The 26,006-nt window shown below is 58.1% G+C and carries 22 protein-coding genes; 16 read left to right on the forward strand and 6 right to left on the reverse strand.

Going from position 1 to position 26,006, the window contains the following annotated elements; genetic code table 11:
• Positions 1-40: 40 nt before the first annotated feature.
• Entirely contained in the window at positions 41-1,189 is a 1,149-nt protein-coding gene (locus BFC21_RS23485) for a pyridoxal phosphate-dependent aminotransferase (RefSeq protein WP_120266560.1), read from the forward strand.
• Positions 1,177-1,968, forward strand: coding sequence for an amidohydrolase (locus tag BFC21_RS23490; protein WP_095005000.1), 792 nt, complete (start codon positions 1,177-1,179; stop codon positions 1,966-1,968). The genes BFC21_RS23485 and BFC21_RS23490 overlap by 13 nt, the downstream gene beginning before the upstream one ends.
• Before the next feature lie 1,699 nt (positions 1,969-3,667).
• On the opposite strand, the gene leuA is transcribed toward BFC21_RS23490, so the two are convergent.
• Together leuA and BFC21_RS27880 are read right to left on the reverse strand one after the other, a co-directional pair.
• Positions 3,668-5,347 carry a 2-isopropylmalate synthase gene (gene leuA / locus BFC21_RS23495; protein WP_088379064.1) on the reverse strand — a complete coding sequence of 560 codons (1,680 nt, stop codon included), beginning with the start codon at positions 5,345-5,347 and terminating at the stop codon, positions 3,668-3,670.
• A gap of 757 nt (positions 5,348-6,104) precedes the next feature.
• Positions 6,105-6,203: an MYXO-CTERM sorting domain-containing protein gene (locus BFC21_RS27880; protein ID WP_088379065.1), complete on the reverse strand. Its 99-nt coding sequence runs from the start codon at positions 6,201-6,203 to the stop codon at positions 6,105-6,107.
• A gap of 2 nt (positions 6,204-6,205) precedes the next feature.
• Here BFC21_RS27880 and BFC21_RS23505 point away from each other — a divergent pair, with 2 nt between their 5' ends.
• From BFC21_RS23505 to BFC21_RS23535, 7 genes are all read left to right on the forward strand, one after another.
• Positions 6,206-6,676, forward strand: a complete 471-nt coding sequence (locus BFC21_RS23505; RefSeq protein ID WP_120266561.1) for a hypothetical protein — start codon at positions 6,206-6,208, stop codon at positions 6,674-6,676.
• 59 nt (positions 6,677-6,735) lie between these two features.
• Entirely contained in the window at positions 6,736-7,266 is a 531-nt protein-coding gene (locus BFC21_RS23510) for a CS1 type fimbrial major subunit (protein WP_095004997.1), read from the forward strand.
• A gap of 145 nt (positions 7,267-7,411) precedes the next feature.
• Complete coding sequence (locus BFC21_RS23515; RefSeq protein ID WP_088379068.1) at positions 7,412-9,919, forward strand: TcfC E-set like domain-containing protein; 2,508 nt, start codon at positions 7,412-7,414, stop codon at positions 9,917-9,919.
• A gap of 91 nt (positions 9,920-10,010) precedes the next feature.
• Positions 10,011-11,282 carry a hypothetical protein gene (locus BFC21_RS23520; protein WP_256557599.1) on the forward strand — a complete coding sequence of 424 codons (1,272 nt, stop codon included), beginning with the start codon at positions 10,011-10,013 and terminating at the stop codon, positions 11,280-11,282.
• 176 nt (positions 11,283-11,458) lie between these two features.
• A complete protein-coding gene (locus BFC21_RS23525; RefSeq protein ID WP_157700498.1) occupies positions 11,459-12,649 on the forward strand; it encodes a hypothetical protein in 1,191 nt (396 codons plus the stop codon).
• A gap of 298 nt (positions 12,650-12,947) precedes the next feature.
• Complete coding sequence (locus BFC21_RS23530; protein ID WP_095004993.1) at positions 12,948-13,766, forward strand: winged helix-turn-helix domain-containing protein; 819 nt, start codon at positions 12,948-12,950, stop codon at positions 13,764-13,766.
• Positions 13,766-14,287: a hypothetical protein gene (locus BFC21_RS23535; RefSeq protein WP_088379072.1), complete on the forward strand. Its 522-nt coding sequence runs from the start codon at positions 13,766-13,768 to the stop codon at positions 14,285-14,287. Before BFC21_RS23530 ends, BFC21_RS23535 begins: the two co-directional genes overlap by 1 nt.
• Here BFC21_RS23535 and BFC21_RS23540 read toward each other — a convergent pair.
• Together BFC21_RS23540 and xseA are read right to left on the reverse strand one after the other, a co-directional pair.
• Positions 14,284-15,108, reverse strand: a complete 825-nt coding sequence (locus tag BFC21_RS23540) for a peptidoglycan DD-metalloendopeptidase family protein (RefSeq protein WP_088379073.1) — start codon at positions 15,106-15,108, stop codon at positions 14,284-14,286. The genes BFC21_RS23535 and BFC21_RS23540 overlap by 4 nt on opposite strands.
• A 3-nt stretch (positions 15,109-15,111) precedes the next feature.
• Entirely contained in the window at positions 15,112-16,491 is a 1,380-nt protein-coding gene (gene xseA / locus BFC21_RS23545; protein WP_162939372.1) for an exodeoxyribonuclease VII large subunit, read from the reverse strand.
• Positions 16,492-16,572: 81 nt separating this feature from the next.
• On the opposite strand from xseA, the gene BFC21_RS23550 reads away from it, so the two are divergent.
• The 5 genes from BFC21_RS23550 (at position 16,573) to BFC21_RS23570 (ending at position 22,951) form a co-directional block, all read left to right on the forward strand.
• Complete coding sequence (locus BFC21_RS23550) at positions 16,573-17,316, forward strand: sulfite exporter TauE/SafE family protein (protein WP_088379075.1); 744 nt, start codon at positions 16,573-16,575, stop codon at positions 17,314-17,316.
• A 116-nt stretch (positions 17,317-17,432) separates the two neighbouring features.
• On the forward strand, positions 17,433-17,981 hold the full coding sequence (locus BFC21_RS23555; RefSeq protein WP_088379076.1) for a sugar ABC transporter ATPase: 549 nt from the start codon (positions 17,433-17,435) through the stop codon (positions 17,979-17,981).
• A gap of 294 nt (positions 17,982-18,275) precedes the next feature.
• Positions 18,276-19,745: an IMP dehydrogenase gene (guaB, locus tag BFC21_RS23560; RefSeq protein WP_016779630.1), complete on the forward strand. Its 1,470-nt coding sequence runs from the start codon at positions 18,276-18,278 to the stop codon at positions 19,743-19,745.
• 103 nt (positions 19,746-19,848) lie between these two features.
• A complete protein-coding gene (guaA, locus tag BFC21_RS23565; protein WP_088379077.1) occupies positions 19,849-21,426 on the forward strand; it encodes a glutamine-hydrolyzing GMP synthase in 1,578 nt (525 codons plus the stop codon).
• Between the two features lie 307 nt (positions 21,427-21,733).
• Positions 21,734-22,951, forward strand: a complete 1,218-nt coding sequence (locus BFC21_RS23570) for a site-specific integrase (RefSeq protein ID WP_003443327.1) — start codon at positions 21,734-21,736, stop codon at positions 22,949-22,951.
• 23 nt (positions 22,952-22,974) lie between these two features.
• Here BFC21_RS23570 and BFC21_RS23575 read toward each other — a convergent pair whose 3' ends face one another.
• Complete coding sequence (locus BFC21_RS23575) at positions 22,975-23,805, reverse strand: helix-turn-helix domain-containing protein (protein ID WP_003443326.1); 831 nt, start codon at positions 23,803-23,805, stop codon at positions 22,975-22,977.
• 109 nt (positions 23,806-23,914) lie between these two features.
• On the opposite strand from BFC21_RS23575, the gene BFC21_RS23580 reads away from it, so the two are divergent.
• Positions 23,915-24,142, forward strand: a complete 228-nt coding sequence (locus BFC21_RS23580; RefSeq protein WP_003443325.1) for an AlpA family transcriptional regulator — start codon at positions 23,915-23,917, stop codon at positions 24,140-24,142.
• Between the two features lie 108 nt (positions 24,143-24,250).
• Positions 24,251-24,961: a replication initiator protein A gene (locus BFC21_RS23585; RefSeq protein ID WP_120266564.1), complete on the forward strand. Its 711-nt coding sequence runs from the start codon at positions 24,251-24,253 to the stop codon at positions 24,959-24,961.
• A 41-nt stretch (positions 24,962-25,002) separates the two neighbouring features.
• On the opposite strand, the gene BFC21_RS23590 is transcribed toward BFC21_RS23585, so the two are convergent.
• Entirely contained in the window at positions 25,003-25,983 is a 981-nt protein-coding gene (locus BFC21_RS23590; RefSeq protein WP_034113392.1) for an IS5 family transposase, read from the reverse strand.
• Positions 25,984-26,006 lie beyond the last annotated feature (23 nt).

Raw genomic sequence — 26,006 nt, forward strand, 5'->3', positions numbered from 1 at the left:
TGTGCCGCAGTCAGTGCCGGGAACTCAACAGGGAACGGCCATGATCACCAGCAAGTTGCCGAACGTCGGCACCACCATCTTCACGCGCATGTCGCAGCTAGCGGCAGAAACCGGCGCGCTCAACCTGTCTCAGGGGTTCCCTGACTTCGATGGCCCGCAGGCGTTGCGTGATGCCGTTGGCCAGCACATTGCCAGTGGCCATAACCAATATTCCCCCATGACCGGCCTGCCTGCGTTGCGCCAGCAAGTGGCGGCCAAGATTGCCCGCAGTTATGGTGTGCAGGTCGATGCCGATACCGAAGTGACCATCACACCGGGTGCGACCCAGGCCATTTTCTGCGCGATCCAGGCCGTTATTCATGCAGGCGATGAAGTTATCGTGTTCGACCCGTGCTACGACAGCTACGAGCCTTCGGTCGAGCTGGCGGGCGGTCGTTGCGTGCATGTGCAGCTGGGGCTGGATGACTTTTCGATCGATTGGCAAAAACTTGAAGATGCCCTCAGCCCGCGCACGCGCATGATCATCCTCAACAGTCCGCATAACCCTAGCGGTGCATTGATCAGCCGTGCCGAGCTGGACCAGCTGGCCCGCCTGATTGCTGATCGTGATATCTACCTCATCAGCGATGAGGTGTATGAACACCTGGTGTTCGATGGCGTGCCCCATGTCAGTGTTTTGTCCCATCCTGAACTGTACGATCGTGCTTTCGTTGTCAGCTCTTTCGGCAAGACGTACCACGTTACGGGCTGGAAAACCGGTTATGTGGTGGCGCCGCCGGCGCTGACTGCCGAATTGCGCAAGGTTCACCAGTACGTCAGTTTTTGCGGGGTGACGCCCTTGCAATATGCGCTGGCTGACTTTATGAGCGCCCACCCCGAACACGTTGAAGAGTTGCCTGGGTTTTACCAGGCCAAGAGGGACCTGTTTTGTGATTTGCTGAGCCCATCGCGTTTTACTTTCAAACCGGTGGCAGGGACGTATTTCCAGCTGGTGGATTACTCCCGTATTCGTCCGGACCTCAATGATGTCGACATGGCTGTGTGGCTGACCCGCGAGCACGGTGTGGCGACCATTCCGGTATCGGTGTTTTACCAGACCCCGCCCGCAGGGCAGCGGCTGGTTCGCCTGTGTTTTGCCAAACGCGAGGAGACGCTGCGAGAAGCAGCAGAAAAACTATGCGTGATCTAAAGGGATTACCCGATTTAACTGTGGCGCTGGTGCAAACCACGCTGGCTTGGCATGACCGTCAGGCCAACTTCGACCATTTCGACGAGCTGCTGGAGCAGGCCCACGGCGCCGACCTGGTGGTGTTGCCGGAAATGTTCACCACCGGCTTCAGCATGGAGTCCGGCACCCTGGCGGAGCCCGAGAGTGGTCCGACGACCGACTGGCTGCGCAAACAGGCCAAAAGGCTGAATGCCGTGGTGACGGGCAGCGTGATTGTGCTCGCCGCGGACGGCAGCCACCGCAACCGCCTGTTGTGGGCGCGGCCAGATGGCGAAGTGCTTTTCTATGACAAGCGTCACCTGTTCCGTATGGCTGGCGAGCATGAGCATTTCACTCCGGGCGAGCGCCAGGTGCAGTTTGAGGTCAAGGGTTGGCGTATTCGGCCATTGATTTGCTACGACCTGCGTTTCCCGGTGTGGAGCTGCGACCCCCATGACACCGATTTGCTGTTGTACACCGCCAACTGGCCGGGGGCGCGCCGTCTGCACTGGAACCGTTTGTTACCGGCGCGGGCCATCGAAAACCTGTGCTATGTGGCGGCGGTGAACCGCGTGGGCACAGACGGCAAAGGCCTGGTGTATACCGGAGACAGCCATATCCTCGATTTTCAGGGCGAGTCGCTGCTCAGCGCAGGGGAGGCGGATGGCGTGTTTACCATGAGCTTGAACGCGGCCGACCTTGGCGCTTACCGCGAACGCTTCCCGGCCAACCTGGATGCGGACGATTTCGAGCTGCACTGATTTGTAGAAGCAGTTATCAACGGCGTAAAACCTGTGGGGGCGAGGCTTGCCCGCGATGGCCTCAGCGCGGTCTGCCTGCCAAATCGCGCCGCCTGAATCGCGAGCAAGCCCGCTCCCACAGGGGCTAGTGATTGCCGGTCAGGTAATAAAAAGCCCCCAAGGCTCTCACCTTGGGGACTTTTGCGTTTCAGGCCGGCTTACGCGGCTTTCGCTCAATGATGCGGACGATTTCGAGCTGCACTGATTTGTAGAAGCAGTCATCAATGACGTAAAACCTGTGGGAGCGAGGCTTGCCCGCGATGGCCTCAGCGCGGTCTGCCTGCCAAATCGCGTCGCCTGAATCGCGAGCAAGCCCGCTCCCACAGGGGCTAGTGATTGCCGGTCAGGTAATCACTAGCCCCCAAGGCTCTCACCTTGGGGGCTTTTGCGTTTCAGGCTGGCTTACGCGGCTTTCGCCTCGGCTTCGCTCAATGATGCGGACGATTTCGAGCGGCGCTGATTTGTAGAAGCAGTTATCAACGACGTAAAACCTGTGGGAGCGAGGCTTGCCCGCGATGGCCTCAGCGCGGTCTGCCTGCCAAATCGCGTCGCCTGAATCGCGAGCAAGCCCGCTCCCACAGGGGCTAGTGATTGCCGGTCAGGCAATAAAAAGCCCCCAAGGCTCTCACCTTGGGGGCTTTTGTGTTTCAGGCCAGCTTACGCGGCTTTCGCCTCGGCTTCGCTCAATGATGCGGACGATTTCGAGCTGCACTGACCTGTAGAAGCAGTTATCAACGACGTAAAACCTGTGGGAGCGAGGCTTGCCCGCGATGGCCTCAGCGCGGTCTGCCTGCCAAATCGCGCCGCCTGAATCGCGAGCAAGCCCGCTCCCACAGGGGCTAGTGATTGCCGGTCAGGTAATAAAAAGCCCCCAAGGCTCTCACCTTGGGGGCTTTTGCGTTTCAGGCCAGCTTACGCCTCGACTTCGCTCAATGATGCGGACGATTTCGAGCGGCACTGATTTGTAGAAGCAGTTATCAACGACGTAAAACCTGTGGGAGCGAGGCTTGCCCGCGATGGCCTCAGCGCGGTCTGCCTGCCAAATCGCGTCGCCTGAATCGCGAGCAAGCCCGCTCCCACAGGGGCTAGTGATTGCCGGTCAGGTAATAAAAAGCCCCCAAGGCTCTCACCTTGGGGGCTTTTGCGTTTCAGGCCAGCTTTCGCCTCGACTTCGCTCAATGATGCGGACGATTTCGAGCGGCACTGATTTGTAGAAGCAGTTATCAACGACGTAAAACCTGTGGGAGCGAGGCTTGCCCGCGATGGCCTCAGCGCGGTCTGCCTGCCAAATCGCGCCGCCTGAATCGCGAGCAAGCCCGCTCCCACAGGGGCTAGTGATTGCCGGTCAGGTAATAAAAAGCCCCCCAAGGCTCTCACCTTGGGGGCTTTTGCGTTTCAGGCCAGCTTACGCGGCTTTCGCCTCGGCTTCGCTCAATGATGCGGACGATTTCGAGCGGCACTGATTTGTAGAAGCAGTTATCAACGACGTAAAACCTGTGGGAGCGAGGCTTGCCCGCGATGGCCTCAGCGCGGTCTGCCTGCCAAATCGCGTCGCCTGAATCGCGAGCAAGCCCGCTCCCACAGGGGCTAGTGATTGCCGGTCAGGCAATAAAAAGCCCCCAAGGCTCTCACCTTGGGGGCTTTTGTGTTTCAGGCCAGCTTACGCGGCTTTCGCCTCGGCTTCGCTCAATGAGCGGTTCAGGGCGCTGAACAGGGCCTTGAAGCTTGCCGTGGTGATGTTTTCATCAATGCCCACACCATGCACCGCGCGCCCGCCATTGACCCGCAGCTCAATGTAGGCCGCAGCCTTGGCGTTGGTGCCCGCGCCAATCGCGTGCTCGTTGTAGTCCATTATTTCGGCATTGACCGGCAGGCCGGCTACCAGCGCTTCCAGTGCGCCGTTGCCCTTGCCACTCCAGCGCAGGTTGGTCTCGCCATCACCCTTGGCCGATACTTCAACTTCGACTGCACTGTGGCCGTTTTCTTCCTGCAAACGATGGCTGACCAGCGCGTACGGGGTGTTGGCCTGCAAGTACTCGGTGCGCAGCAAGCTGTGAATCTGCTGGGCAGTCATTTCCAGGCCCAGGCGGTCGGTTTCGCGCTGTACCACCTGGCTGAATTCGATCTGCATCCGGCGCGGCAAGCTGATGCCATATTCCTGCTCCAGCAGGTAAGCAATCCCGCCTTTGCCGGACTGGCTGTTGACCCGGATCACGGCTTCATAGCTGCGACCGATATCCGCCGGGTCGATTGGCAAGTACGGCACTTCCCACAGGGCGTCCGGTTTTTGCTGGGCGAAGCCCTTGCGGATGGCGTCCTGGTGCGAACCGGAGAACGCGGTGTGAACCAGGTCGCCCACATACGGGTGACGCGGGTGAACCGGGATCTGGTTGCACTCTTCGACAACCTTGCGCACGCCATCGATATCCGAGAAGTCCAGCTGCGGGTCCAGGCCCTGGGTGTACATGTTCAGGGCCACGGTCACCAGGTCGACGTTGCCGGTACGCTCGCCATTACCGAACAGGCAGCCTTCAACACGGTCGGCGCCGGCCATCAGGCCCAGTTCGGTGGCGGCCACGCCGGTGCCACGGTCGTTGTGGGTGTGCAGGCTGATCAGCACGCTGTCACGGCGGTTGATATTGCGCCCGAACCACTCGATCTGGTCGGCATAGATGTTCGGTGTTGCGCACTCAACCGTTGCCGGCAGGTTGAGGATCATCTTGTGCTCTGGCGTCGGGTTCCACACCTCGATCACCGCGTCACACACTTCCTTGGCGAACTCCAGCTCGGTAGCGCTGAAGGTCTCAGGCGAATACTCGAACGTCCACTGGGTTTCCGGCTGCTGGGCCGCGTATTTGACGAACAGCTTGGCTGCGCTGACCGCGATTTCCTTGATGCCGTCCTTGTCCTGGTTGAACACGATGCGGCGGAACGCAGGGCAGGTGGCGTTGTACAGGTGAACGATGGCTTTTTTCGCCCCGCGCAACGACTCGAAGGTGCGCGCGATCAAGTCTTCACGGCCCTGGGTGAGCACCTGGATGGTGGTGTCGTCCGGGATATGGCCGTCTTCGATCAGGGTGCGCACAAAGTCGAAGTCGGTTTGCGATGCCGCCGGGAACGATGCCTCGATTTCTTTAACGCCCACGCTGACCAGGGTCTTCCAGAAACGCAGCTTCTTCGCCGCATCCATCGGCTCGATCAGCGACTGGTTGCCGTCGCGCAGGTCGGAGCTGCACCAGATCGGCGCGCTGGTGATGGTTTTCGACGGCCAGGTACGGTCGGGCAAATCAATGACCGGGAAGGCGCGGTATTTGGAAGACGGGTCTTTGAGCATGGTCATCAGGCAATCCTTAATATGCAGGCCGACGATTCAAACGCGGCCAGCCGGAAAAATACAAAGCAGAAGGCGAGGCACCGCAACTAGCTTTGCAGTCGTGCGCTGACGAGGCAAAGGCTGCGATGTTGGCGAAGCAGAAAGAGGGTCTGTGATGTGTTCATGACCTCAACCCTAACCATTGGTGAGAAGGATGGCAAGCCAACAAAAAAGATTGAGAGGACTGCTCGTATATGGCGCGTATTCGGGTTTTTATTGCGGTTTAAGGTTGGCGGCATACTATAAATTGCGCAGCTAAAGAGCAGGGCGTGTGTTGGGTGCTGTTGGCTTGATGGCGTTTATGCCTGGGCAGGTTCAATCATCAAGGCCCTCTGGCCGCTCGACAGGGTTTTTCGCCGGTGAAGCTGTGAGCCGCTGCTGTTACAAACCGTGAAAACCTGTGAAAAGCCTTGTTTTAACGTGCTTGGGCATGAGCACTGATGAGGGTTTTCACTTCACCATACAAACCGTCGTAATACTTGACCCCGCTTCCACAGCAGCGAAACACGCTCTGTAGAGAACAGTTATCAGCAGCCGGGTATTACGATGCGTATTTATAGCTATCTGTTTCTGATGATGGGTTGCCTGGGGGGGGCAAATGCTTCCCCTGCGATCAATCCGGGGCCGATGTTCGGCTTTCTGGATGACGGCAAAAGCGCGGTCCTCAAGCGTATTTACAACTCTGGAACCAGTACCGCATTTGTCAAAGTGGTGGTTCAGGAAATTACCTACGACGCCAATGGCCAGCCTGTAGAGCAACCGCCCAAGGCCCTGTCGGCGGCACCCCTGGCGCAGCAGAACACCTTGCTGGCCAGCCCGGCACGGATGATTATTCCAGCCAATGGCATGCAATCCACCCGGTTGTTGTTTATGGGCAGTCGGGCCCAAGAGCGCTATTACCGGGTTCGTTTTATTCCTGTGCTGCCGTCCAGTGCCGACACTTTTGATCAAAGTGCAGATGATCAGCAGGCTTACAAAAACACCCTGGCGGCGCAAGTCACCTTATTAACCGGTTTTGGCACGCTGTTGTTTGTTCGCCCGGACAAGGTTGTTTTTGATACGCGGTTAAAAGACGAGAAAACTACTTACAGTGTTCACAATGCCGGTAACAGTGTCATTGCACTGGACTTCGTTAAAACCTGCCACGTTGAAATAACCACGCAGTGTTCGGCCATTGCCCAACATTATGTCTTGCCGGGTAGAACTTATACGTTCACTAAAGAACCTGACAAGGTCCACAGTTTTGTCCTTCAAGAAGGCCGTGCCGAGCGCACGATATCGTTCAGTACGACCTGAGAGTTGATCACCGATAAATGTTTCACCCCTAACTATAAACCTGAAAAAAGGAAGTAAAAATGCAACGCACTTTTATGGCTACTGTGAGTCCATTGGCTCTTGCCTTGCTTGCCACCCTGGGCGCTACACATGTTTCGGCGGCTGACCCTGTCGAAGTGCAAGTCCAGTTGGTTGCGAGTGTTCCATCGAGCTCGTTTTATGTTGTGCCGGCGGATACTGGCTGGATCGGCGTGCCGCAGCGCCTGGAATGGACGCCTGATCCGGTGTCGCCGGGTGGCGGCAAGTTGAGCACCTTGCGTAAAGCCTTCGATGTGAAAAACAGCTCGGGGGCTATTGCTGCGCGCCTGACCGACAGCGGTGGCGCCTTCCTGTATTCCGGGAGCGGCATGGTGCCTCTGGAAGTTAGATTCAATAATATGGAACTTAACGCTACCGCCAATCAGGAAGTTGTCAGCGCCACTGAAGCGGCCGCTGGCAAACGTGTGGACCTGAGCATTGCAACGGTTGATACCGGCACTGCAATCCCGCCCGGCGAATATACCGGCATCGTCAATATGACGTTTGATGCGGTTGCTCCTGCGGCCATTTAAAACGTCTCTGCTCACTGACACGTTCTAACGCTCTCTTTTCAGGCCGTCGACTGGCGCTTGACGCTGTCGGCTGCCTGGAAACAGAGGTGTGCAGTTTTATATAAACGATGTCCGTTCGTTTGGATAACTACAATTGAACTCTGCAATGGCTCGTGCCCTGATAGTGGGCTGCTTGATATTGATGGCGGGCGGCGTTATGGCTGAAGTTAAAGCGCCGTCAACCCTGGGGGTGTTAAGTCAGGCTGAACAGTTGCCGGCCGGCTTTCAGGAACACTTCTTTGATGTGCCTCTGGCGGTGCGTGTCGATGTCAACGCACAGTTGCTCGGGGATGCGCTGGTGGTGCTCGGTCGCGATGAAACCATCCGCCTGCTGAGCTTTACCGATACCCAGGCCAGTGCCCTGCCCGAGGCTGATCGCGCCCAGTGGCTGGCGCAATTGTCCACGCCGACGGCTCTGGGCAGTTGCACCGCGAACTGCGGCAATGGCTTGGTGGCCTTGCATTACAACTTGCAGGACTCGCAGTTTTCGATTTTGACCGATGCGGTAGAGCGTGAACGCGCACCCGCTCAGTACCATGCCCTGCCCGCAGACGGCAGTGATGGCCTGATTTTGCACAATCAGTTGAACATCGCCCGCAGTGGCGGCTCCCAGGCCGGCACGGCAGCACGCTATAACGTTCAGGCCTCGAGCAGCCTCGGCAACTGGACCCAGGTGGCTTCTGCCGAACTGGCGCGAACCGGTGAACCCGGCGCCCCCACTTATCACTCCCTGAACCAGCTTTACGGCCAGCGCGAGTTCGCCGGCAACTTTTTCCGCCTGGGCTATTTCACCCCCGACGCACTGGGTGTGTACCGCCGGCCGCGCAATTTTGGCGCCAGCCCGGACACCACGCTGGGTTTCATGTATGGCACCAGCGACAGCCTGGCGGTCAGCAACGCCAGCCCCAGTACCTACCCCATTTATGTCACGCCAAGCCGACAGGGCCTGGTCGAGGTGTATCGCGACGGCGTGCTGATCTACAGCCAGGCGGTTGCCAGCGGCTTGCAGACCCTGGACACACGGCGTTTGCCCGGTGGTATCTACCCGGTGCAGGTGCGCCTGGTCGAGGACGGTCAAGTGACGTCCACGACCGAAGAAATGATCTACAAGCCCACCAACTGGCGTAATGCCGATCAACCCTGGCGTTACAGCGTTTTTGCTGGCAAACGTCGCCAGTTGTTCAACAACTGGGGGGATGACGTGCAATACGATCAGGGGCTGACTTACGGTGCCCTGGTCAATTACCTGCTGCACCCGCGAGTGATTCTGGGGGTTGATGCCCAGCGCGTCGCGCAAAAAATGCAATACGGCAGCTCGCTCGACTGGGGCCTGTCAGACCATTTCAGCCTCTACAGCAATGTGTATCAAACGGCTGGCTACGGCACAGGCATGGACCTGCAGGCGCGTTACCAATATCACGGCGCCAGCGCGATGTTTTCTCACTCGCGGTCCTGGCTGGATACACGCAACGATATTGATTACCTGGACACCGTCGCGGTTCGCCCCAGGAGCCGCTACAACGGCCGTACGCAAAACACCGCCGTGTCCTTGACCCAGCGCTTGAGCGCGAGCAGCAGCCTGACCGGCCGGGTCAGCCACAGCAGTGGTAACACCAACGGTACGGGCGTTGATCTGAGCTGGATCCGCAGCAGCAAATTGTTTGGCAGTGATGTGCACTGGCAGGTATCGCTGTTCGACCGCCCAGCCACCCTCAGCACCGGGAACCAGCGTAACCGCGGCATCGACCTGAGCATCAACCTGGCGCTGGGCAAGCCGGCCGGCAGCCTGTCGGCCAGTATCGGCAGCCGTACCGCGCGTGATGGCGCACGCGAACTCAATGGCTCGCTGGGCTACAACAAAACCCTTGGAGGCGACTTTTTCAAAAGCTATTCCACCGGCCTTACCGCCGACAGTTATGGCGTGGGCCTCAATGCCTCGACCCAGTTTGAAACCCGTGTACTCAACGGCGATGCCTACGCGCAGCGGTCGTCCTATGACGGTGAGTTCAGCGGTGGCTTGAACCTCAACAGTACCGTGGCCGTCGGCGCGGGCGCCCTGGCGGCCAGCGGCAGTTTTTACGGCGGCGACGGGGCAATGATTGTCGACCTCGACTCGGATATCGACAACCTGGTGTTGCGTGCCGATGACATGGGCGGCAGCTATGGTGCCCAGCTCAAGCCCGGTCGCAACATGGTGCCGGTGGCGGCTTACAAAAGTGGCACGGTGCACTTCGATTTTACGGGCAATGACGCCCATGCCGCGTCCATCCAGCCGCCACACACGCGTTATCACCTCAATAAAGGCGGTGTGCTGTACCAGCAGGTGCGGGTGCTTAAAACCGTGTCGGTACTTGGCCGGGTGGTCGACCCCCAGGGCCGCCCGATGGCGGGCGCTCATATTCTCAATCACGCCAGCAGCGGGGTCAGCGAGGCCGACGGGTTCTTTGTGCTGGAGATGAGCGAGTCGTCACCCAGCCTGCAAATACATCATCGGGGGCAACCGGCCTGCAATGTTGTGCTGGAACCCGACCGGCACAAGCGGGAAAACAATGTGTTGCTGGTGGCCGATATCGTTTGCCGTGCAGCTTCACTGGGGGTTGCCAAGGGGGCATGAGGGGCGCCACCGGGGGCTACGTACGGGGGAGGGGGCCGGGAACACAAGGAGGGTGTGATTATTATTTTCGAGACGAGTAATCATTATGCGGATGTCACGACTGTTTAAATCAACACGCCTCCTGTACTGCGCACTGGCGCTGCTGTTGATGGGCCATGCGTTACAGGCTTCAGGCTACGACAAAACCATCGAGGCGGTGTACAAGCCCGACCCGAACAACCCTAGCAAAAACACCTTTGTCATCGTCACGCCTGGGGAAGGTCATTGCGCAGGGCTGCCTTCGCCTTGCCCTGGAGCCCTGGGCGTGAGGTTGCCCATTGTGTTCGAGTCTGCGGCGGGGATTGATGCGCCAACCAACGCGCTCAACCCAAGGCAGGGGGCCTATTTGAAGATCCCCCTGAGTTGGCGCAGCGTCATGCTCACCAACACCCGGACGGGCTCGCAGGCAGAGTTGAAAGTGCGTGCGATGGCATTTGGCGCCCGCTATGTGTTGATCAAGCCGGCAGCCGAATTGTCTCCCGGTGGCCCGACTGCGCCTTATCTGGGGCACGGCCTGCTGTGGCAGGGCGGTACCTGGCATGAGTCCGTGCAGCCCTGCTATTCGTCCCGACTGTGGTATCTGGTCGACAAGATCCATGAGTTTTTTTGGCGTTATTCCAGTAATGATACCTGCACTAAAAAAGCACTGTTCGATATCCCCGGGCCTTTTATTTATAACCGGGCCGAAACCGGCTTTGAGTTTGCAATGCCCAACCCGCTGGAGATGGAGCCCGGTGAGTATACGGCCACCACGCTGTACAGCCTGGGGCCGGGCCAGGACTTTGATATGGGCGACCTGATGCTGCCCTCCGACAACCAGATCGCGCTCAACTTCAAGTTTGTGGTGCACAGCGCGTTGACGGTGGACTTCCCCCCGGGTGCGCAACGGGCGGTTCTGCAACCGCGCGAAGGCTGGCAGGGCTGGCTGAATTCGGGGCGGCGGCCGCCAGCCTTGAGTGCCTTGCAAGACTTCAGGTTGTCGGCGTCCAGTAACTTCAGGATGTACCTGGACTGTCAGTATCTGATAGGGACCGACTGCGGCCTTTACGCCGAATCGGCCACGCTAAATACCAAGGTGGCGGTCAATACCACGGTGAGTTTTCCGGCCGGCATAACCCTGATGCCGGGCAAGCAACCGGCGTTCAACGTGCCCTTGGCGCAGGGCATCCACAATGCGGTGAACTTTGCAGTCGATGGCGTGCAAATGTCGCAGCGGGCCATGCTGAACTATGAAATCACACCTGAAGTGACGGCGTTGATGGTTGAAAACCCCGGCAGTACTTACAGCGGCGTCGTCACGATTGTATTTGATGCCAATACCTGAGGCCGCATTGGCCTTTCACGTCGGCCGCTGCAATTGCACCGTTGCAGCGGCCGTGTCGCCCTGGCGTTGAGCGCAGGGCATTTATCGTTATTCGCCATGGGAGAACGCACACCGTGCGAGCGTTGATTTTTTTTAAGTTGCCGGGCTTTTTTTTTACAACGGTTATCAGTGTGTGCGTGCAACTGCTGTTTGCGGGTACGCCTTTGGCGGCGGCGGAGCAATTGATTACCGCCGTGTTCAGCCCCGATCATCACAACCCTTCCCACAACAGGTTTATCAACACCACTCCGGTTGCCGGGTATTGCCTTATCTTGCCTGGCCAATGCGCCGCCAACGGGTTTTCCAGTGTCAATTTCCCGGTGGACTTTGATGCCGCCCAAGCGCTCGACCCACAGGAGGCGCTGGCTGACAGGCGTAAAGCGGCTTACATGCGGGTGCCGTCGAACTTTCGCAATGTGACCATCACCCACGATCAAACCGGACAGAGCGCACAGGTGCAATGGCGGATCTCCGGGTTTGGCGGGCGGTATATCCTCAGTAGTGGCACCTGGCATGGTCACCTGTGGGGTTCCTCCTGGGTCACGGCGCCCAGCCCCTGCACCTATGGCGGGGTGGGCAGTGGCAACGCCACGTTTTACGACTATTTCTGGAAAGTGCCGCAGAGTGCGACAACGGCCTGCGTAAAGCTGCCCAAGGTGCAGATCCCGACACCGTTCCGATACCGCAACATGAACATCAGCTACGAACTGCATACCCCCAACCCCCTGAGCATGGAGATGGGCACCTATTCGGGCAGCATCACCTATGGCATCGGCCCCGGTCAGGATTTTGATTTCGGCGACCGCATGGTGGCCAGCGATGACCGCATCACGTTCACGTTCAAGCTCACGGTCAACCACCTGCTCAGCCTTGATTTTGCCCCCGGTGCGCAGCGTGCCGTGCTGCAACCCGCGCAGGGCTGGCAAGGCTGGCTGGCCAGCGGCCGAACAGCACCTGCGCTGTTTGCCGACCATGATTTCAAGATTTCCAGCTCCGGGCGCTTCAAGGTCTATCTGGAGTGCCAGTACGCCTTTGCGCAGACCTGCGGTATTCGAACGTCGGCACAGCAACAGCTGACAGCGGGGGTTGATATTCAACTGTCCCTGCCTGCTGGCATTGCGCTCGAGGCCAGTGGCCAGCCTGCACGGCGGATTCCGCTGCAAGCCGGGGCGCACAACGCCGTGGTGTTCAAGACCCTGAGCAGCCAGTTTGACCGCAAGGCCACCCTGCACTACAGGGTGCAGAGTGCCTCCACCGAACAGATGGTCAAGTACCCCGGCAGTACATTCACGGGCAATACCACAATCATTTTTGATGCCAATCTTTAAGCACTTTGCTTGTGGGGGTTACCTGCACGCGGGTTTTTATTGACCCGGTGATTTCTGCCCGCCATTCACCCGGCATTCTGCACTCCGACAACGCCCTGCATTAACGCAACTGTTCAAGGTGTGAAACAGTTGTGCCAGTGTTTAACGATCGTAGGAATAGATGTGTTTAAAGCGTGCGTCATACGCGGTGATGAGCGCATGCGGCCATGAATAAGCGAGGTGTATTGTTTATTTAAATCGGTGTTTGGAATGACGGAAGATGGCACTTCATCTACTCGTTTTATAAGGCTGTAATACGATGGCCCGTTACTTGATAGCTGGCGTGATGTTATTTGATGATGAGTTGTATGAAGTTTCAGGGCTGGGCAGTGCTGTCGCCCCGGTGGTGCTGGGGGCGGCAGCCAGTCGCTGCTTTTCGACATTGCTTGAAGCCCAGGGCGCCATTGTCACCAAAAAGCAACTATTGCATGCGGGTTGGGAGCGTTATGGGCAGCAAGTATCTGCCAACAGTGTCAATCAATCCATCGCCCAGATCCGTCGCTGCCTGTCTACTGTAGGGCATTGTGACTATGTGGTTACAGTGCCGCGCATTGGCTACAAAATCAGCGATGCCCTGTCGATTGAGCGGCTGGGCGACAGTGCCTTGCCGCCAGGAGGCGAGGGTTCAAGAGGCGCGCGAGATGTCGCGCCGTTGCCGGCCACGCGCAACGATGACGTTGCACTGGTTTCGGCCAAGGTGAGCCGTTGTCGGTGCTATTTGACCGGCATGGCCGGGGTTTTGTTGCTTAACGGCTTTCTGGCGTTTGCCTGGCAGGCTGCGCAATTGAGTTCGCCACTGGCGTCGGCCATAGAACTGCACTACTCGCCGCTGCCCGATACCTATAAACAACATTTGTTTTCGGCGCCGGGTTTAAACATTACGCCTGAGCGAATCAATGCCCATATGTTGAAGTTGAAGAATAAACCGCCTGCGTTTACGGCCCTGGCGAGTTATGCGTATGTGTATTTGAATGGTGCGCTCAGGGATAACGCGTATGGCTACTTCTTATGCCGCGACCCGATTGAAGTCAGCGTGTCGGGGTGTATTTCCTATTTTGTCCTGGATGAGTCCGAGTAATGGTGGCGGCAAAATGGAGCGCTCGCGGGCTGATTGTAGCCCTGCTGGTGGTTTTGCCCTGGCTGGCGGCCTCGTGGTTGTACTCGGCTGACCGGGTTGTGTGGGAATGCCATCTGGACTTTGAAATGCTGGCCATTTCAGCGGACCGCACGGCTGAGCGCACCCTGGGTTCGTACAGTCAGTTCTTTCGCGGCAACGACCTGGGTTTTTCACGAATCGGCGGCCGCAAGGTGCAGGTAGCGAAGGGCGGCCAGACCCATGTGTACAACTTCCACCGCTTTGTCGACTTTAAGTATGTCCAGGCTGGGCCTTACCTGAAAAACACCGTCACCAAAATCACGCGCAAGAAAGGCGACACCCTGGATGATGACCAGGACCTGGCCTTTATGAACGCCCCGGGGGAGGACGTTTATGTACAGGTATTGAAACTGGGCCCCAGTACCTATTCGTTCGGACGGCTGGGCATGCCCTTGCAGATTTGCCAGGGCCGCCAGGGGTGGCTGATGCCGCGTTTGCGTTAGGGCTGGAACGCGCCGATAAAGATCGCCGGGTCAACCCGTGCATCATTGAGGCTGACGTTCCAGTGCATGTGCGGGCCTGTGGCACGGCCCGTCGAGCCAACCTTGCCCACCACATCACCGCGGGCCAGTTGCTGGCCCACTTGGGTGTCGATTTTCGACATATGGCAGAACATGCTGATAAAACCCTGGCCGTGGTCGACAAACACGGTATTGCCATTGAAGAAGTAATTGCCGATCAGGATCACCTTGCCCGCTGCCGGGGTCTTGATCGGTGTACCAGCAGGCACTGCAAAGTCGAGACCGGCGTGAGGGTTGCGCTCTTCGCCATTGAAGAAGCGGCGCACGCCGAACTTGCTCGACAGCGGGCCATTGACCGGCTTGTCCAGCAACAGGTTGCTCGGCGTGTTGGGGCTGAAGGTGCGGTAGGCCTTGATCTGGATGGCCAGTTCGTTGTCGATGCGCTTGATATCGGCCGGGTCGGGGTTGACCTGGCGCTTGTTTTTCAGGGTGATGTGTTGCTCGGGGTATTTCTTGCTGCCCACGGCGAAGCTCACGTCGCGCCCGCCAGAACTGATCCGTTGGGTGCCCGGCTTGACCGTCAGCGGAATGCCGACAATGGCCCGCCAGGTGTCCTGTTCCTTGATGACCATGACCGGCTTGCCGTCATAGCTGGCCTTGGGCGCCTGGGCGCCGGTGCCCAGTTCGATCACGGCGACGCCGCCAGGTACCGGCTTGTTCAGCAAGCGGGTGATGTAGCTGTCAGCCGCCTGAGCATTGAGGGTCAGGCACAGCAACAGCGCAGCAGAGAAAAAACGCGGCATCGGTTAATCCAGTAAAGAAAGGGTGACGGGCGTGAGGTGATTGTCCTCGACGCGCACTTGCAGTTCGCCTTCGCCCAGCCTGGCCTTCAAGCGTTGACCGTTGTGGGTTTGCGCGGCGTTGCGGATGGCGCTGCCCTTTTCATCGAGCAGAATGCTGTAGCCGCGCCCCAGGGTGGCCAGCGGGCTGACCACATGCAGGGTCTGCATCTGGCTGTGCAGCTGCATGCGGCGCGCCTTGAGGCCTTCACGCATGGCTCGGGGCAGGCGCTCGGCGAGGCTGTCCAGGCGCTGGCGCAGCATGGCCAGTTGGCGGCCCGGATGCTGTGCGGCCAGGCGGGTTTCCAGGCGGATCAGGCGTTCGCGGCGGGTAGTGAGGCTGCGCTCGAACGCCCGGCGCATGCGCATGTCCAGGTCATCCAGGCGCTGGGCCTGCTGGCGCAGGCGTTCGCCGGGATGGCGCAGGCGTCGCGCCAGGCCGTCGAGGCGCAAGCGGTCGCGCATCAGGCGGTCACGGACACGCATCACCAGCCGGCGGTGCAGGCTGTCGATACGCCGTTGCAGGTCGCTGGAGTCCGGGGCCAGCAACTCGGCTGCGGCTGACGGGGTAGGGGCGCGCACATCCGCGACAAAGTCGGCGATCGACACGTCGGTTTCATGGCCGACAGCGCTGACGATGGGCGTGACGCAGGCATCGATGGCGCGGGCCACGGCCTCTTCGTTAAAGCACCACAGGTCTTCCAGCGAGCCGCCGCCACGGGCCAGGATCAGCGCGTCAAAGCCCCGGGCATCGGCCAGCTTGAGCGCCCGCACGATCTGCGCCGTGGCTTCGCGGCCTTGTACGGCGGTGGGGATCAGGGTCAGTTCGACTTGCGGCGCCCGGCGGCGGAACACGCTGATGATGTCGCGGATCACCGCGCCGGTGGGCGAGCTGACAATGCCGATGCGCTGCGGGTGAGCGGGCAGGGCGACCTTGCGCTCGGGGCTGAACAGGCCTTCGGCGCTGAGTTTTTCCTTCAGCGCATCGAAGGCCAGGCGCAGCGCGCCGTCGCCAGCGGGTTCCACGGTGTCGAGGATCAACTGGTAATCGCCACGGCCTTCAAACAGCGAGACCTTGCCGCGCACCTTGACCGCCAGGCCGTCCTTGAGCGCCTGGCGTACCCGTGCCGCGTTATTGCGAAACAGCGCGCAACGCACCTGGGCGCCGCTGTCCTTGAGGGTGAAGTACACATGACCAGAGGCCGGGCGGGCGAGGTTGGAGATTTCGCCTTCTACCCAGATATTGCTGAACACGTCTTCGAGCAGCACCCGCGCCCGGCCATTGAGCTGGCTGACGGTCAGGACTTCCCGGTCGAGATTGAGTCTTGCAAAGGGGTCTTTAATCATGCGGGCCATCATAAGGGCGGATTGTTATCGCTGCACCTGTCTGATAGAAGTCTGCGCACTAAAAAATAAGGAAACAGAGCAATGGAGTTGCCGTTCAGTGGTGGTGAGTGGGTGTTGCTGGAGCTAGCCATTGCGCTGGCCTATATCGTCTTTGGTGTGGCCGGGTTCGGTACGGCGCTGGTGGCCGGGCCACTGCTGATCCTGTGCCTGCCGCTGTCGAAAATCATCCCGCTGCTGGTGCTGCTGGATTTCGTCGCGGCATTTGGCAACTGGCTACCGTCGCGCCGGGATGTGGCGCGGCCCGAGTTGCTGCGCTTGCTGCCGTGCATGGCGATCGGTTGTGTGATCGGCGTAGGTTTTTTGCTGAACCTCAAGTCCGACCTGTTGCTGCTGTTGATGGGACTCTTTATCACGGCTTACGCATTGTACAGCCTGGCCGTTAAGGTGAAGCCGACACAGGTCGCTGCTGGCTGGGCCATCCCCACGGGGATTACGGGTGGACTGTTTGGGGCGTTGTTTGGCAGTGGCGGTTTTTTGTATGCGCTTTATCTGAATGCACGCTTGCCCAAGGACGCAGCCCGCGCCACCCAGAGTGCGTTGATCAGTTGCAGCACGATGGTGCGCCTGACGCTGTTTGTGCTTGCGGGCGTATATGCCGACGGCGCGTTGCTGTTGCTGGGCGCCTGCCTGTTGCCGGCGATGGCACTGGGGCTGTGGATTGGCCGACGGCTGACCCGTAAATTGTCCCGCGAGGCGTTTGTGCGGCTGGTAACGTGGCTGGTGCTGGCCAGCGGCATTGCGCTGATCGCGCGCTACCTGAGTTAAACTGCGCGACCGAGCCCTGTAGTCGCTGCCGAAGGCTGCGAGCCCCGAAACAGCTCGCAGCCTTCGGCGGCGACTACCAGATACAGCATTTGCTCTAATCCACATGTGCCGTCCCCATGAATTCGCAAAGCATCATCGTTCCCAAAATCTCCACCTTGCCGGTGCATGAACCGCGCGCCCGGGCTATCGTGCGCTGGCTGGTGCGCAAGAACATCATCGAAGAAGAACTCACCACCTGCGGCCGTACGGGCAATGGCATGGCCTACGCTATCGCACCCGGTGCCCGTGAGGTGGTGCTGCACCCCGAGGCGCTGCCTTTCGGTGAGGCGGTCAATGGCCTGGAGATCATCACCAAGCGTTGCATCTATACGCCGGCCAAAGGTTTTCTTGAAGAAGCCGGTTGCGCCGAGTGCCGCAAGGAAGTGGGCGAGGCACTGTTCGACAGCCTCGAAGACTGGATGCCGGGGCGTACCGACAATTTCATTTGCCCGCTGTGCGCCCATGAAGACGACATCAACGGTTTTCTGTTTTTGCAGCCCTGCGCGTTCTCCAATTTGGGTTTTATTTTCAACAACTGGGCCGAGGCGGGTTTTAAGCAAAGCTTTCTCGACGAGTTCGCCGACTGGCTCGACCAGCCGGTGGCGTGGGTGAAGGTCGAACTCTGACCGATGGTGTGGGAGCGGGCTTGCTCGCGATGGTCGTTAACGATGACGCGTATTTACTGAGTAAATGCGCTGCTCTGAAGACCATCGCGAGCAAGCCCGCTCCCACACTTGAACTGCGTTGCTCTTAAGTGAACTGTATTGCGCTCCCGCAGAGGATTTTTTGCCCACTTGCTGTCCTGAGAGTCAATAAACCATTGGCCCTTAGCGCAAAACTCTCTAAAGGTTTCCGTTGAGAGAGCCGGGTGTTTTGAGTACAATGGCGCGCTTCCATTTTCCCGCTCGGGAGCCCCAGCGATGCTGCGTATCAGCCAAGAAGCACTCACATTCGATGACATCCTTCTCGTCCCCGGTTATTCCGAGGTTCTCCCGAACGAAGTCAATCTAAAGACTCGTTTGACCCGTGGCATTGAACTGAATATTCCGCTGGTTTCCGCTGCAATGGACACCGTAACTGAAGCCCGTCTGGCAATCGCCATGGCTCAGGAAGGCGGTATCGGTATCATCCACAAGAACATGACCATCGAGCAGCAAGCTCACGAAGTTCGCAAGGTCAAGCGTTTCGAAGCCGGCGTGGTTAAAGAGCCGATCACTATCGAGGCTGATGCCACGGTACGTGAACTGCTTGAACTGACCCGCCAGCACAACATTTCCGGCGTTCCTGTACTGCACAATGGCGACCTGGTCGGCATCGTGACGTCCCGTGACGTACGCTTTGAAAACCGTCTGGAAGCTACCGTTCGTGACGTGATGACGCCAAAAGAGCGTCTGGTCACGGTCAAGGAAGGCGCCGACAAGGAAGAAGCCCGCGAACTGTTGCACAAGCATCGCATCGAGCGCGTGCTGATCGTCGACGACAACTTTGCCCTCAAAGGCATGATGACTGTTAACGACATCGAAAAAGCCAAGGCTTACCCGTTGGCCAGCAAGGACGACCAGGGTCGTCTGCGCGTGGGCGCTGCGGTCGGCACCGGCAAGGACACCGCTGATCGCGTGGCCGCCCTCGTGGCTGCCGGCGTTGACGTGGTGGTAGTCGACACCGCCCACGGTCACTCCAAAGGCGTGATCGACCGCGTACGTTGGGTCAAGCAGAACTTCCCTGAAGTTCAGGTCATTGGCGGCAACATCGCCACTGGCGCTGCTGCCCTGGCCCTGGCTGAAGCCGGCGCTGACGCAGTCAAGGTCGGTATCGGCCCTGGCTCGATCTGCACCACCCGCATCGTTGCCGGTGTTGGCGTTCCGCAAATCAGCGCGATTGCCAATGTGGCCGCTGCCCTTGAAGGCACTGGCGTACCGTTGATCGCCGACGGCGGCATCCGTTTTTCGGGTGACCTGTCCAAGGCCATCGTTGCCGGTGCGTCCTGCGTAATGATGGGTTCGATGTTTGCCGGTACTGAAGAAGCACCGGGCGAAATCGAGCTGTACCAGGGCCGTTCGTACAAGGCTTACCGCGGCATGGGTTCGCTGGGTGCGATGTCGCAGTCCCAGGGTTCCTCTGACCGTTACTTCCAGGACTCCTCCGCGGGTGCCGAGAAGCTGGTGCCGGAAGGTATCGAAGGTCGCGTGGCGTACAAAGGCTCGCTGACGGCGATCATTCACCAACTGATGGGCGGTCTGCGTTCCTCGATGGGTTACACCGGCTGTGCCGACATCGAGCAAATGCGTACCAAGCCTGAGTTCGTGCGTATCACCGGCGCTGGCATGGCTGAATCCCACGTCCACGACGTGCAGATCACCAAGGAAGCACCCAACTATCGCGTAGGTTGATAGTGGTCGCATCCGGGGTTACACCCGGGTGCGATACGAATTAAGTCACCGGGGCTGTTTGATTCAGCCCCGTGTCGTTTCTGAAATTAATCGAGATTTTGTCATGGCCCTCGACATTCACGCTCACCGCATCCTGATCCTGGACTTCGGTTCCCAGTACACCCAGCTGATCGCCCGCCGCGTGCGCGAAATCGGCGTTTACTGCGAACTGCACCCGTTCGACATGGACGACGCAGCGATCCGCGAATTCGCCCCTAAAGGCATCATCCTGGCCGGTGGCCCGGAGTCGGTACACGAAGCCGGCAGCCCGCGCGCACCACAAGCGGTATTTGACCTGGGCGTACCGGTTTTCGGTATCTGCTACGGCATGCAGACTATGGCCGAGCAACTGGGCGGCAAGGTTGAAGGTTCCGAGCTGCGCGAGTTCGGTTATGCCCGCGTCGACGTGGTTGGCAAAAGCCGCCTGCTGGACGGCATCGAAGACCATATCGACGCCGACGGCCTGTTCGGCCTGGACGTGTGGATGAGCCACGGTGACAAGGTCACCAAAATGCCGTCCGACTTCCACATTCTGGCCAGCACCCCAAGCTGCCCGATTGCCGGCATGTTCAACGACGATCGCGGCTACTACGGCGTGCAGTTCCACCCGGAAGTGACCCACACCAAGCAGGGCGGTCGCATCCTGTCGCGCTTTATCCTCGACATCTGCGGCTGTGAAGCCCTGTGGACGCCGTCGAAAATCGCCGAAGACGCGATTGCCAACATCCGTGCCCAGGTCGGTACCGACAACGTACTGCTGGGCTTGTCCGGCGGCGTTGACTCCTCGGTGGTGGCTGCTTTGCTGCACAAGGCCATCGGCGACCAGTTGACCTGCGTATTCGTGGACAACGGCCTGCTGCGCCTGCACGAAGGTGAGCAAGTGATGGCCATGTTCGCCGAGAACATGGGCGTCAAAGTGATCCGCGCCAACGCTGCCGACCAGTTCCTGAACAACCTGGCTGGCGAAAGCGATCCGGAGAAAAAGCGCAAGATTATCGGCCGTACCTTTATCGACGTGTTCGATGCCGAATCCTGCAAGCTGGAAAACATCAAGTACCTGGCCCAGGGCACCATCTACCCGGACGTAATCGAGTCGGCTGGCGCCAAGAGCGGCAAGGCTCATGTGATCAAGTCGCACCACAACGTGGGCGGCCTGCCGGACGAAATGAACCTCAAGCTGGTTGAACCGCTGCGTGAGCTGTTCAAGGACGAAGTCCGTCGTCTGGGTCTGGAACTGGGCCTGCCGTACGACATGGTCTACCGTCACCCGTTCCCGGGCCCGGGCCTGGGCGTGCGCATCCTGGGTGAAGTGAAAAAGGAATACGCCGACATCCTGCGTCGTGCTGACCATATCTTTATCGAAGAGCTGCGCAAGGCCGACTGGTATCACAAAGTCAGCCAGGCATTCGTGGTGTTCCAGCCGGTCAAATCGGTTGGTGTTGTAGGCGATGGCCGTCGTTACGCCTGGGTTGTTGCCCTGCGTGCCGTAGAAACCATCGACTTCATGACCGCACGTTGGGCGCACCTGCCTTACGAGCTGCTGGAAACCGTCAGCGGCCGGATCATCAACGAAATCGAAGGCATCTCCCGCGTGACTTACGACGTGTCGAGCAAGCCGCCGGCAACGATCGAGTGGGAATGATTGGACGTCCGGCACTGACCGGCACCAACTAGCAAGAAACACCCTGAAGCCCGCGTAATTGCGGGCTTTTGGTTTTTTGGGTCTGGCAAGTTCTGGCAGCTTTGTGCATCGCCAAGCACCGTGTTTATGTGGCATGGTACGGGGCATTGACTGAGCCAAATGCCATGCTCGGTGTTCGATACCATGTCGCCTTTGTGGGTAAGGGCATGGTATCAAGACTCATAATCCACCCGGTTTTATTGGGTTTTCTCGCGGTTTTGGGTGTGTTTCTGAGCATGGTATTTTTTGAACGGAATTCGCGAGCCTCATGCTGACCGATACCAAGCTACGTAATCTCAAACCGAAAGAAAAACTCTACAAAGTGAACGACCGTGATGGACTTTACGTAGCTGTCACGGCTGCGGGCGCAATCTCGTTTCGCTACAACTACTCCATCAATGGACGACAGGAGACGATCACGTTTGGTCGCTATGGTGTAGGTGGAATCACGCTTGCAGAAGCGCGAGAGCGGCTTGGTGAAGCCAAAAAGATGGTTGCGGCTGGCAAGTCACCTGCCAAGGAGAAAGCCCGTGACAAGGCACGTAGCAAGGGAGCAGAAACGTTTGATGCCTGGGCCGAGAAATGGCTTCGCGGGTATCAGATGGCTGACTCGACCCGTGATATGCGGCGCTCTGTTTATGAGCGTGAGCTGAAACCGAAGTTTGGTAATCAGAAGCTGGTGGAAATCAACCATGAGGACCTGCGAGCGCTGACCGATGCAATCGTGGAGCGAGGTGCTCCAGCAACGGCGGTGCACTCCCGTGAGATCGTAATGCAGGTTTTCCGATGGGCGATTGAGCGTGGCCAGAAGGTCGAGAACCCGGCCGATCTGGTACGTTCTGCGAGCATCGCTAAATTTGAGCCTCGTGACCGCGCTTTGGGTCCAGACGAAATCGCGTTGATGTACCAGTACTTGGACCGTATCGGCACCGCCTCCTCCGTGAGAGCGGCGGCTAAACTGCTGTTGCTCACCATGGTTCGAAAAAGTGAGCTGACCAACGCCACCTGGGATGAGATCAATTTTAGTGAAGCCCTGTGGACCATTCCGAAAGAGCGGATGAAGCGACGCAACCCCCATTTGGTGTTCTTGTCTCGGCAGGTGCTGGATTTCTTCATCGCGTTGAAGACGTTTGCCGGTGGTTCAGAATACGTCTTTCCTTCCCGGTACGATTCTGATCTGCCAATGAGTACCGCAACCATCAATCAGGTACTGACGCTGAGCTATCGGCTCGCGCAGAAAGAAGGGAAGCCGCTGAGTAAGTTCGGACCGCATGATTTGAGACGGACAGCTAGCACGCTGCTGCACGAGGCGGGCTACAACTCAGACTGGATTGAGAAATGTCTTGCACACGAGCAGAAGGGTGTTAGGGCTGTCTATAACAAGGCCGAGTATCGAGAGCAGCGTACTGCGATGTTACAGGACTGGGCCGATATGATTGATGAGTGGACAGCCAATCGGCCCCGTTCGGGCGACGGTTACAGATAATCAAGTTAGAGCTTCGGTCGTTTTTATCTCATTGCCTGTTTTCGCCCCCGTCGCTTGATGGCGGCAGAAACTGCTTGGCGTGATACGCCAAGTTGGCGGGCGATTTCCGCTTGATTCGTAATGCCTTGGTTTAACAAATCATCCATTGAGCTTGTTGGTGACTTGAGTGCCTGGAGCTGGTTATAGGCATTTTTCCTGACTTCTGCCCATGTCTCGATATCCCACCTAGGGAGGACGGCAGCTCCTTGGGACCAGATTTTTTCAATTAAATCCTCATACTCTAGTGTGAACCTCCGGTCGCGCTGGTAAGCGCGGCGAGCTTCATCGCTACGCCGCGGATTGTGAACTTCACAGTAGAGTTTACTCGGTCTCGCTGCGCCCTCGGGATGGGCCGGTAGGGCTGAAGGCCGCAGTAATTCGCCGTGGCGTGCCCAAGTAGAAACCAGCATTCGGCGCTCCACATGCTCACGGAATGCTGCGACCGAAAAGTCCCCGCGCAACTCCTGCATGTCGCAGTATCTCCCCAGCATGCGCGGGGGTTCGTACTTGCCGAACTCTCCCTTCAATGCTCGTTCATAGCGAGCCACCAAGGTATCGGTTTTTTTCCGGGCTTCTGTACGAATAGATTCTGTTAGCGGCACTGCTTTGATATTTCCGCGTTTTAGACGCTTGAAGACCTTTGGCGCCGCCATGCTGATCGCATATTCGGTAGATCGCCAGCATAGCTCGCAGAAGCACCACTCGTAGTGGTTGCTCAACTTCGCACGGATGCGATCAGACGATGTATCGCTTTCTCTAACCAGCACTTTCAGAAGCGGATCGTATGTGCTCGACGCTTTTTCATATTTTCCCATCGCCCGATGATAGCTCTGGATGACAACTAAATTCTAACTTTTTTGCGTCCTGATTCTGGCGTTAGAAGGCATTGTCAAGCATCTGATAACTCTGAAGGAAAGTGACCTCATGGAGAACAAGCCAAAGAGTAAGACGCTCATCAACCGCAAGAAATTGCACGCGATGATCCCGCTTGCTGAGCGCACCATCTACAACATGGAGCAGCGGGGCGAGTTCCCGCGCCGTATCGCACTAACCAGTCGGAACGTTGCGTGGGATCTGACTGAAATCGAAGAATGGATTGACGCGCGCAAATCGTCGGGCACTCACGCTATTCGCCCAGGAATGGGGGTTTAGCCGTGGCGAGTGATGTACTGGCGGTGTCCGGGAATGAACCGCTTGTGCTGAGTTTTATGCTGCCGGTTGTAGATGGATCTGAACTTGATTGCGGGATGAGCTGTTGGCATGCATCGCGTCATATGCTGGGCCAATCCCTTGACTAGCGGCGGCCATGGGCAACTTCTAGTTGGCAGTCTGTTGTCACGGATCGAAGAAAATCACGCCGCGTACCGCAAGAAGCTGGAGGCCGCAGCACTTCCGGGCGAGTCGATTAGGGAAATAGAGGAGCGACTGCGTACCGAAGAAAAAAAGAGGCCTCCACGCCAGGATCTGCCAACGCCAAGGTCGCCAGTTGCAGCTAAAAAGGCGATACCTTGCCCGCGTGAACACGAAAGGCAGGCTGATTCCGTTGTACCTTCGCGGTACGAAGTAAGCGCCCGCGATAGCCGCAGCATGATGGATGTGGCTGTGTTCCGAATATCCAAGCAGAAAAAACGGGCGGGAGAAATCAGCCGCTACAACCTTTCAGACGGTTACGTCGAGGTCACAGCTGGCCCATATGGCATGGCGTCAATTTGGGATTATGACATCGTGCTAATGCTGATTTCTTATCTAACAGAGGCTATGAATCGCTACCGAGAAGGGAAGGGTGAGAAGCCGTGTCGTGTGTTCAAATCGCACGTGTCTGACATTTTGAAATTCTGCCGGAAGGGCGACGGAAGCCGCCAATTTAAAGAAGTAGAGGGTGCTCTAGGGATGCTCCGATCAACTTGCTGCGCGGCGGCCGCAAGTCGTAATTTGCACGGCACGCAGCGCTATTTGCTCAAAACGACCTGATGCAGTGTTCATCGAGGGCGTTTTTCGCCCGGTTTTCCATGTTAAGCGCGCAACTCGCCCATACCCATCAGTTGTTTTCGAGCCATCCACAGGTTCGACAGGGCGAACAATGTGGTCAACTGAGCCGTGTTTTTCATCAGCCCACGAAAGCGCACTTTCACGTACCCAAATTGGCATTTGATCACCCGAAACGGATGTTCGACCTTGGCCCGTGTCTGGGCTTTGCAGTACTCAATCTTGCGCTTGGCCTTGTAGAGCACGCTGCGTTTATTCAACTTGGAATAGGTGCTGCGGCGCGCCGCGATTTGCCAGATCACTTCACGATTTTCATGCTCTTCACGCTTCTCAACGCCGGTGTATCCGGCGTCTGCATACACTGCATTTTCTTCGCCATGCAAAAGCTCGGCGACCTGTGTGACATCGGCGACGTTGGCGGCGGTGCCGTGGACGTGATGAACCAAGCCGGACTCGACATCAGCGCCAATATGGGCCTTCATTCCGAAGAAATACTGGTTACCTTTTTTGGTCTGATGCATCTCAGGGTCGCGCTTTCCCTCTTCGTTTTTAGTCGAACTGGGAGCATGAATAATGGTGGCATCGACGATAGTGCCCTGACGCAGAGACATGCCTTTGTCCTGCAAATAACCATTGATGACCGCGAGGATTGCAGGTGCAAGCTGATGCTTTTCCAATAAGTGCCGGAAATTCATGATCGTGGTGTCTTCAGGTATCGGGGCGCTCAAGGTCAAACGTGCAAACTGGCGCATGGGCGTGATTTCGTAGAGCGCTTCTTCCATGGTCGGATCGCTCAGGGAAAACCAATTCTGCAACAGATGAATACGCAGCATGGTTTCCAGAGGATAGGGTTTTCTGCCGCCACCGGCCTTGGGGTAGAACGGCTCGATCAGGCCCAGCAGACCCGTCCAGGGCACGACCTGATCCATCTCGGCGAGGAAGCGTTCGCGGCGTGTCTGCTTGCGCTTGCCGGCGTATTCGAAATCGGAAAAGCTCATCTGGCTCATAGGCGGCTCGGATCAGGTGGTCA

This window comes from Pseudomonas sp. TMW 2.1634 (assembly GCF_001703595.1).
GTDB classification, from domain to species: domain Bacteria; phylum Pseudomonadota; class Gammaproteobacteria; order Pseudomonadales; family Pseudomonadaceae; genus Aquipseudomonas; species Aquipseudomonas fragi.

Bases quoted from the DNA above. Each gene is read 5' to 3' on its own strand.
- xseA (WP_162939372.1), bottom strand. From the start codon at position 16,491: ATGATTAAAGACCCCTTTGCAAGACTCAATCTCGACCGGGAAGTCCTG.
- BFC21_RS23530 (WP_095004993.1), top strand. From the start codon at position 12,948: ATGGCCCGTTACTTGATAGCTGGCGTGATGTTATTTGATGATGAGTTG.
- guaA (WP_088379077.1), top strand. From the start codon at position 19,849: ATGGCCCTCGACATTCACGCTCACCGCATCCTGATCCTGGACTTCGGT.
- BFC21_RS23520 (WP_256557599.1), top strand. From the start codon at position 10,011: ATGTCACGACTGTTTAAATCAACACGCCTCCTGTACTGCGCACTGGCG.
- BFC21_RS23550 (WP_088379075.1), top strand. From the start codon at position 16,573: ATGGAGTTGCCGTTCAGTGGTGGTGAGTGGGTGTTGCTGGAGCTAGCC.
- leuA (WP_088379064.1), bottom strand. From the start codon at position 5,347: ATGACCATGCTCAAAGACCCGTCTTCCAAATACCGCGCCTTCCCGGTC.
- BFC21_RS23485 (WP_120266560.1), top strand. From the start codon at position 41: ATGATCACCAGCAAGTTGCCGAACGTCGGCACCACCATCTTCACGCGC.
- BFC21_RS23505 (WP_120266561.1), top strand. From the start codon at position 6,206: ATGATTATTCCAGCCAATGGCATGCAATCCACCCGGTTGTTGTTTATG.
- BFC21_RS23490 (WP_095005000.1), top strand. From the start codon at position 1,177: ATGCGTGATCTAAAGGGATTACCCGATTTAACTGTGGCGCTGGTGCAA.
- guaB (WP_016779630.1), top strand. From the start codon at position 18,276: ATGCTGCGTATCAGCCAAGAAGCACTCACATTCGATGACATCCTTCTC.
- BFC21_RS23535 (WP_088379072.1), top strand. From the start codon at position 13,766: ATGGTGGCGGCAAAATGGAGCGCTCGCGGGCTGATTGTAGCCCTGCTG.
- BFC21_RS23540 (WP_088379073.1), bottom strand. From the start codon at position 15,108: ATGCCGCGTTTTTTCTCTGCTGCGCTGTTGCTGTGCCTGACCCTCAAT.
- BFC21_RS23510 (WP_095004997.1), top strand. From the start codon at position 6,736: ATGCAACGCACTTTTATGGCTACTGTGAGTCCATTGGCTCTTGCCTTG.
- BFC21_RS23575 (WP_003443326.1), bottom strand. From the start codon at position 23,805: ATGGGAAAATATGAAAAAGCGTCGAGCACATACGATCCGCTTCTGAAA.
- BFC21_RS23590 (WP_034113392.1), bottom strand. From the start codon at position 25,983: ATGAGCCAGATGAGCTTTTCCGATTTCGAATACGCCGGCAAGCGCAAG.
- BFC21_RS23570 (WP_003443327.1), top strand. From the start codon at position 21,734: ATGCTGACCGATACCAAGCTACGTAATCTCAAACCGAAAGAAAAACTC.
- BFC21_RS23585 (WP_120266564.1), top strand. From the start codon at position 24,251: ATGCATCGCGTCATATGCTGGGCCAATCCCTTGACTAGCGGCGGCCAT.
- BFC21_RS23515 (WP_088379068.1), top strand. From the start codon at position 7,412: ATGGCTCGTGCCCTGATAGTGGGCTGCTTGATATTGATGGCGGGCGGC.
- BFC21_RS23555 (WP_088379076.1), top strand. From the start codon at position 17,433: ATGAATTCGCAAAGCATCATCGTTCCCAAAATCTCCACCTTGCCGGTG.
- BFC21_RS23580 (WP_003443325.1), top strand. From the start codon at position 23,915: ATGGAGAACAAGCCAAAGAGTAAGACGCTCATCAACCGCAAGAAATTG.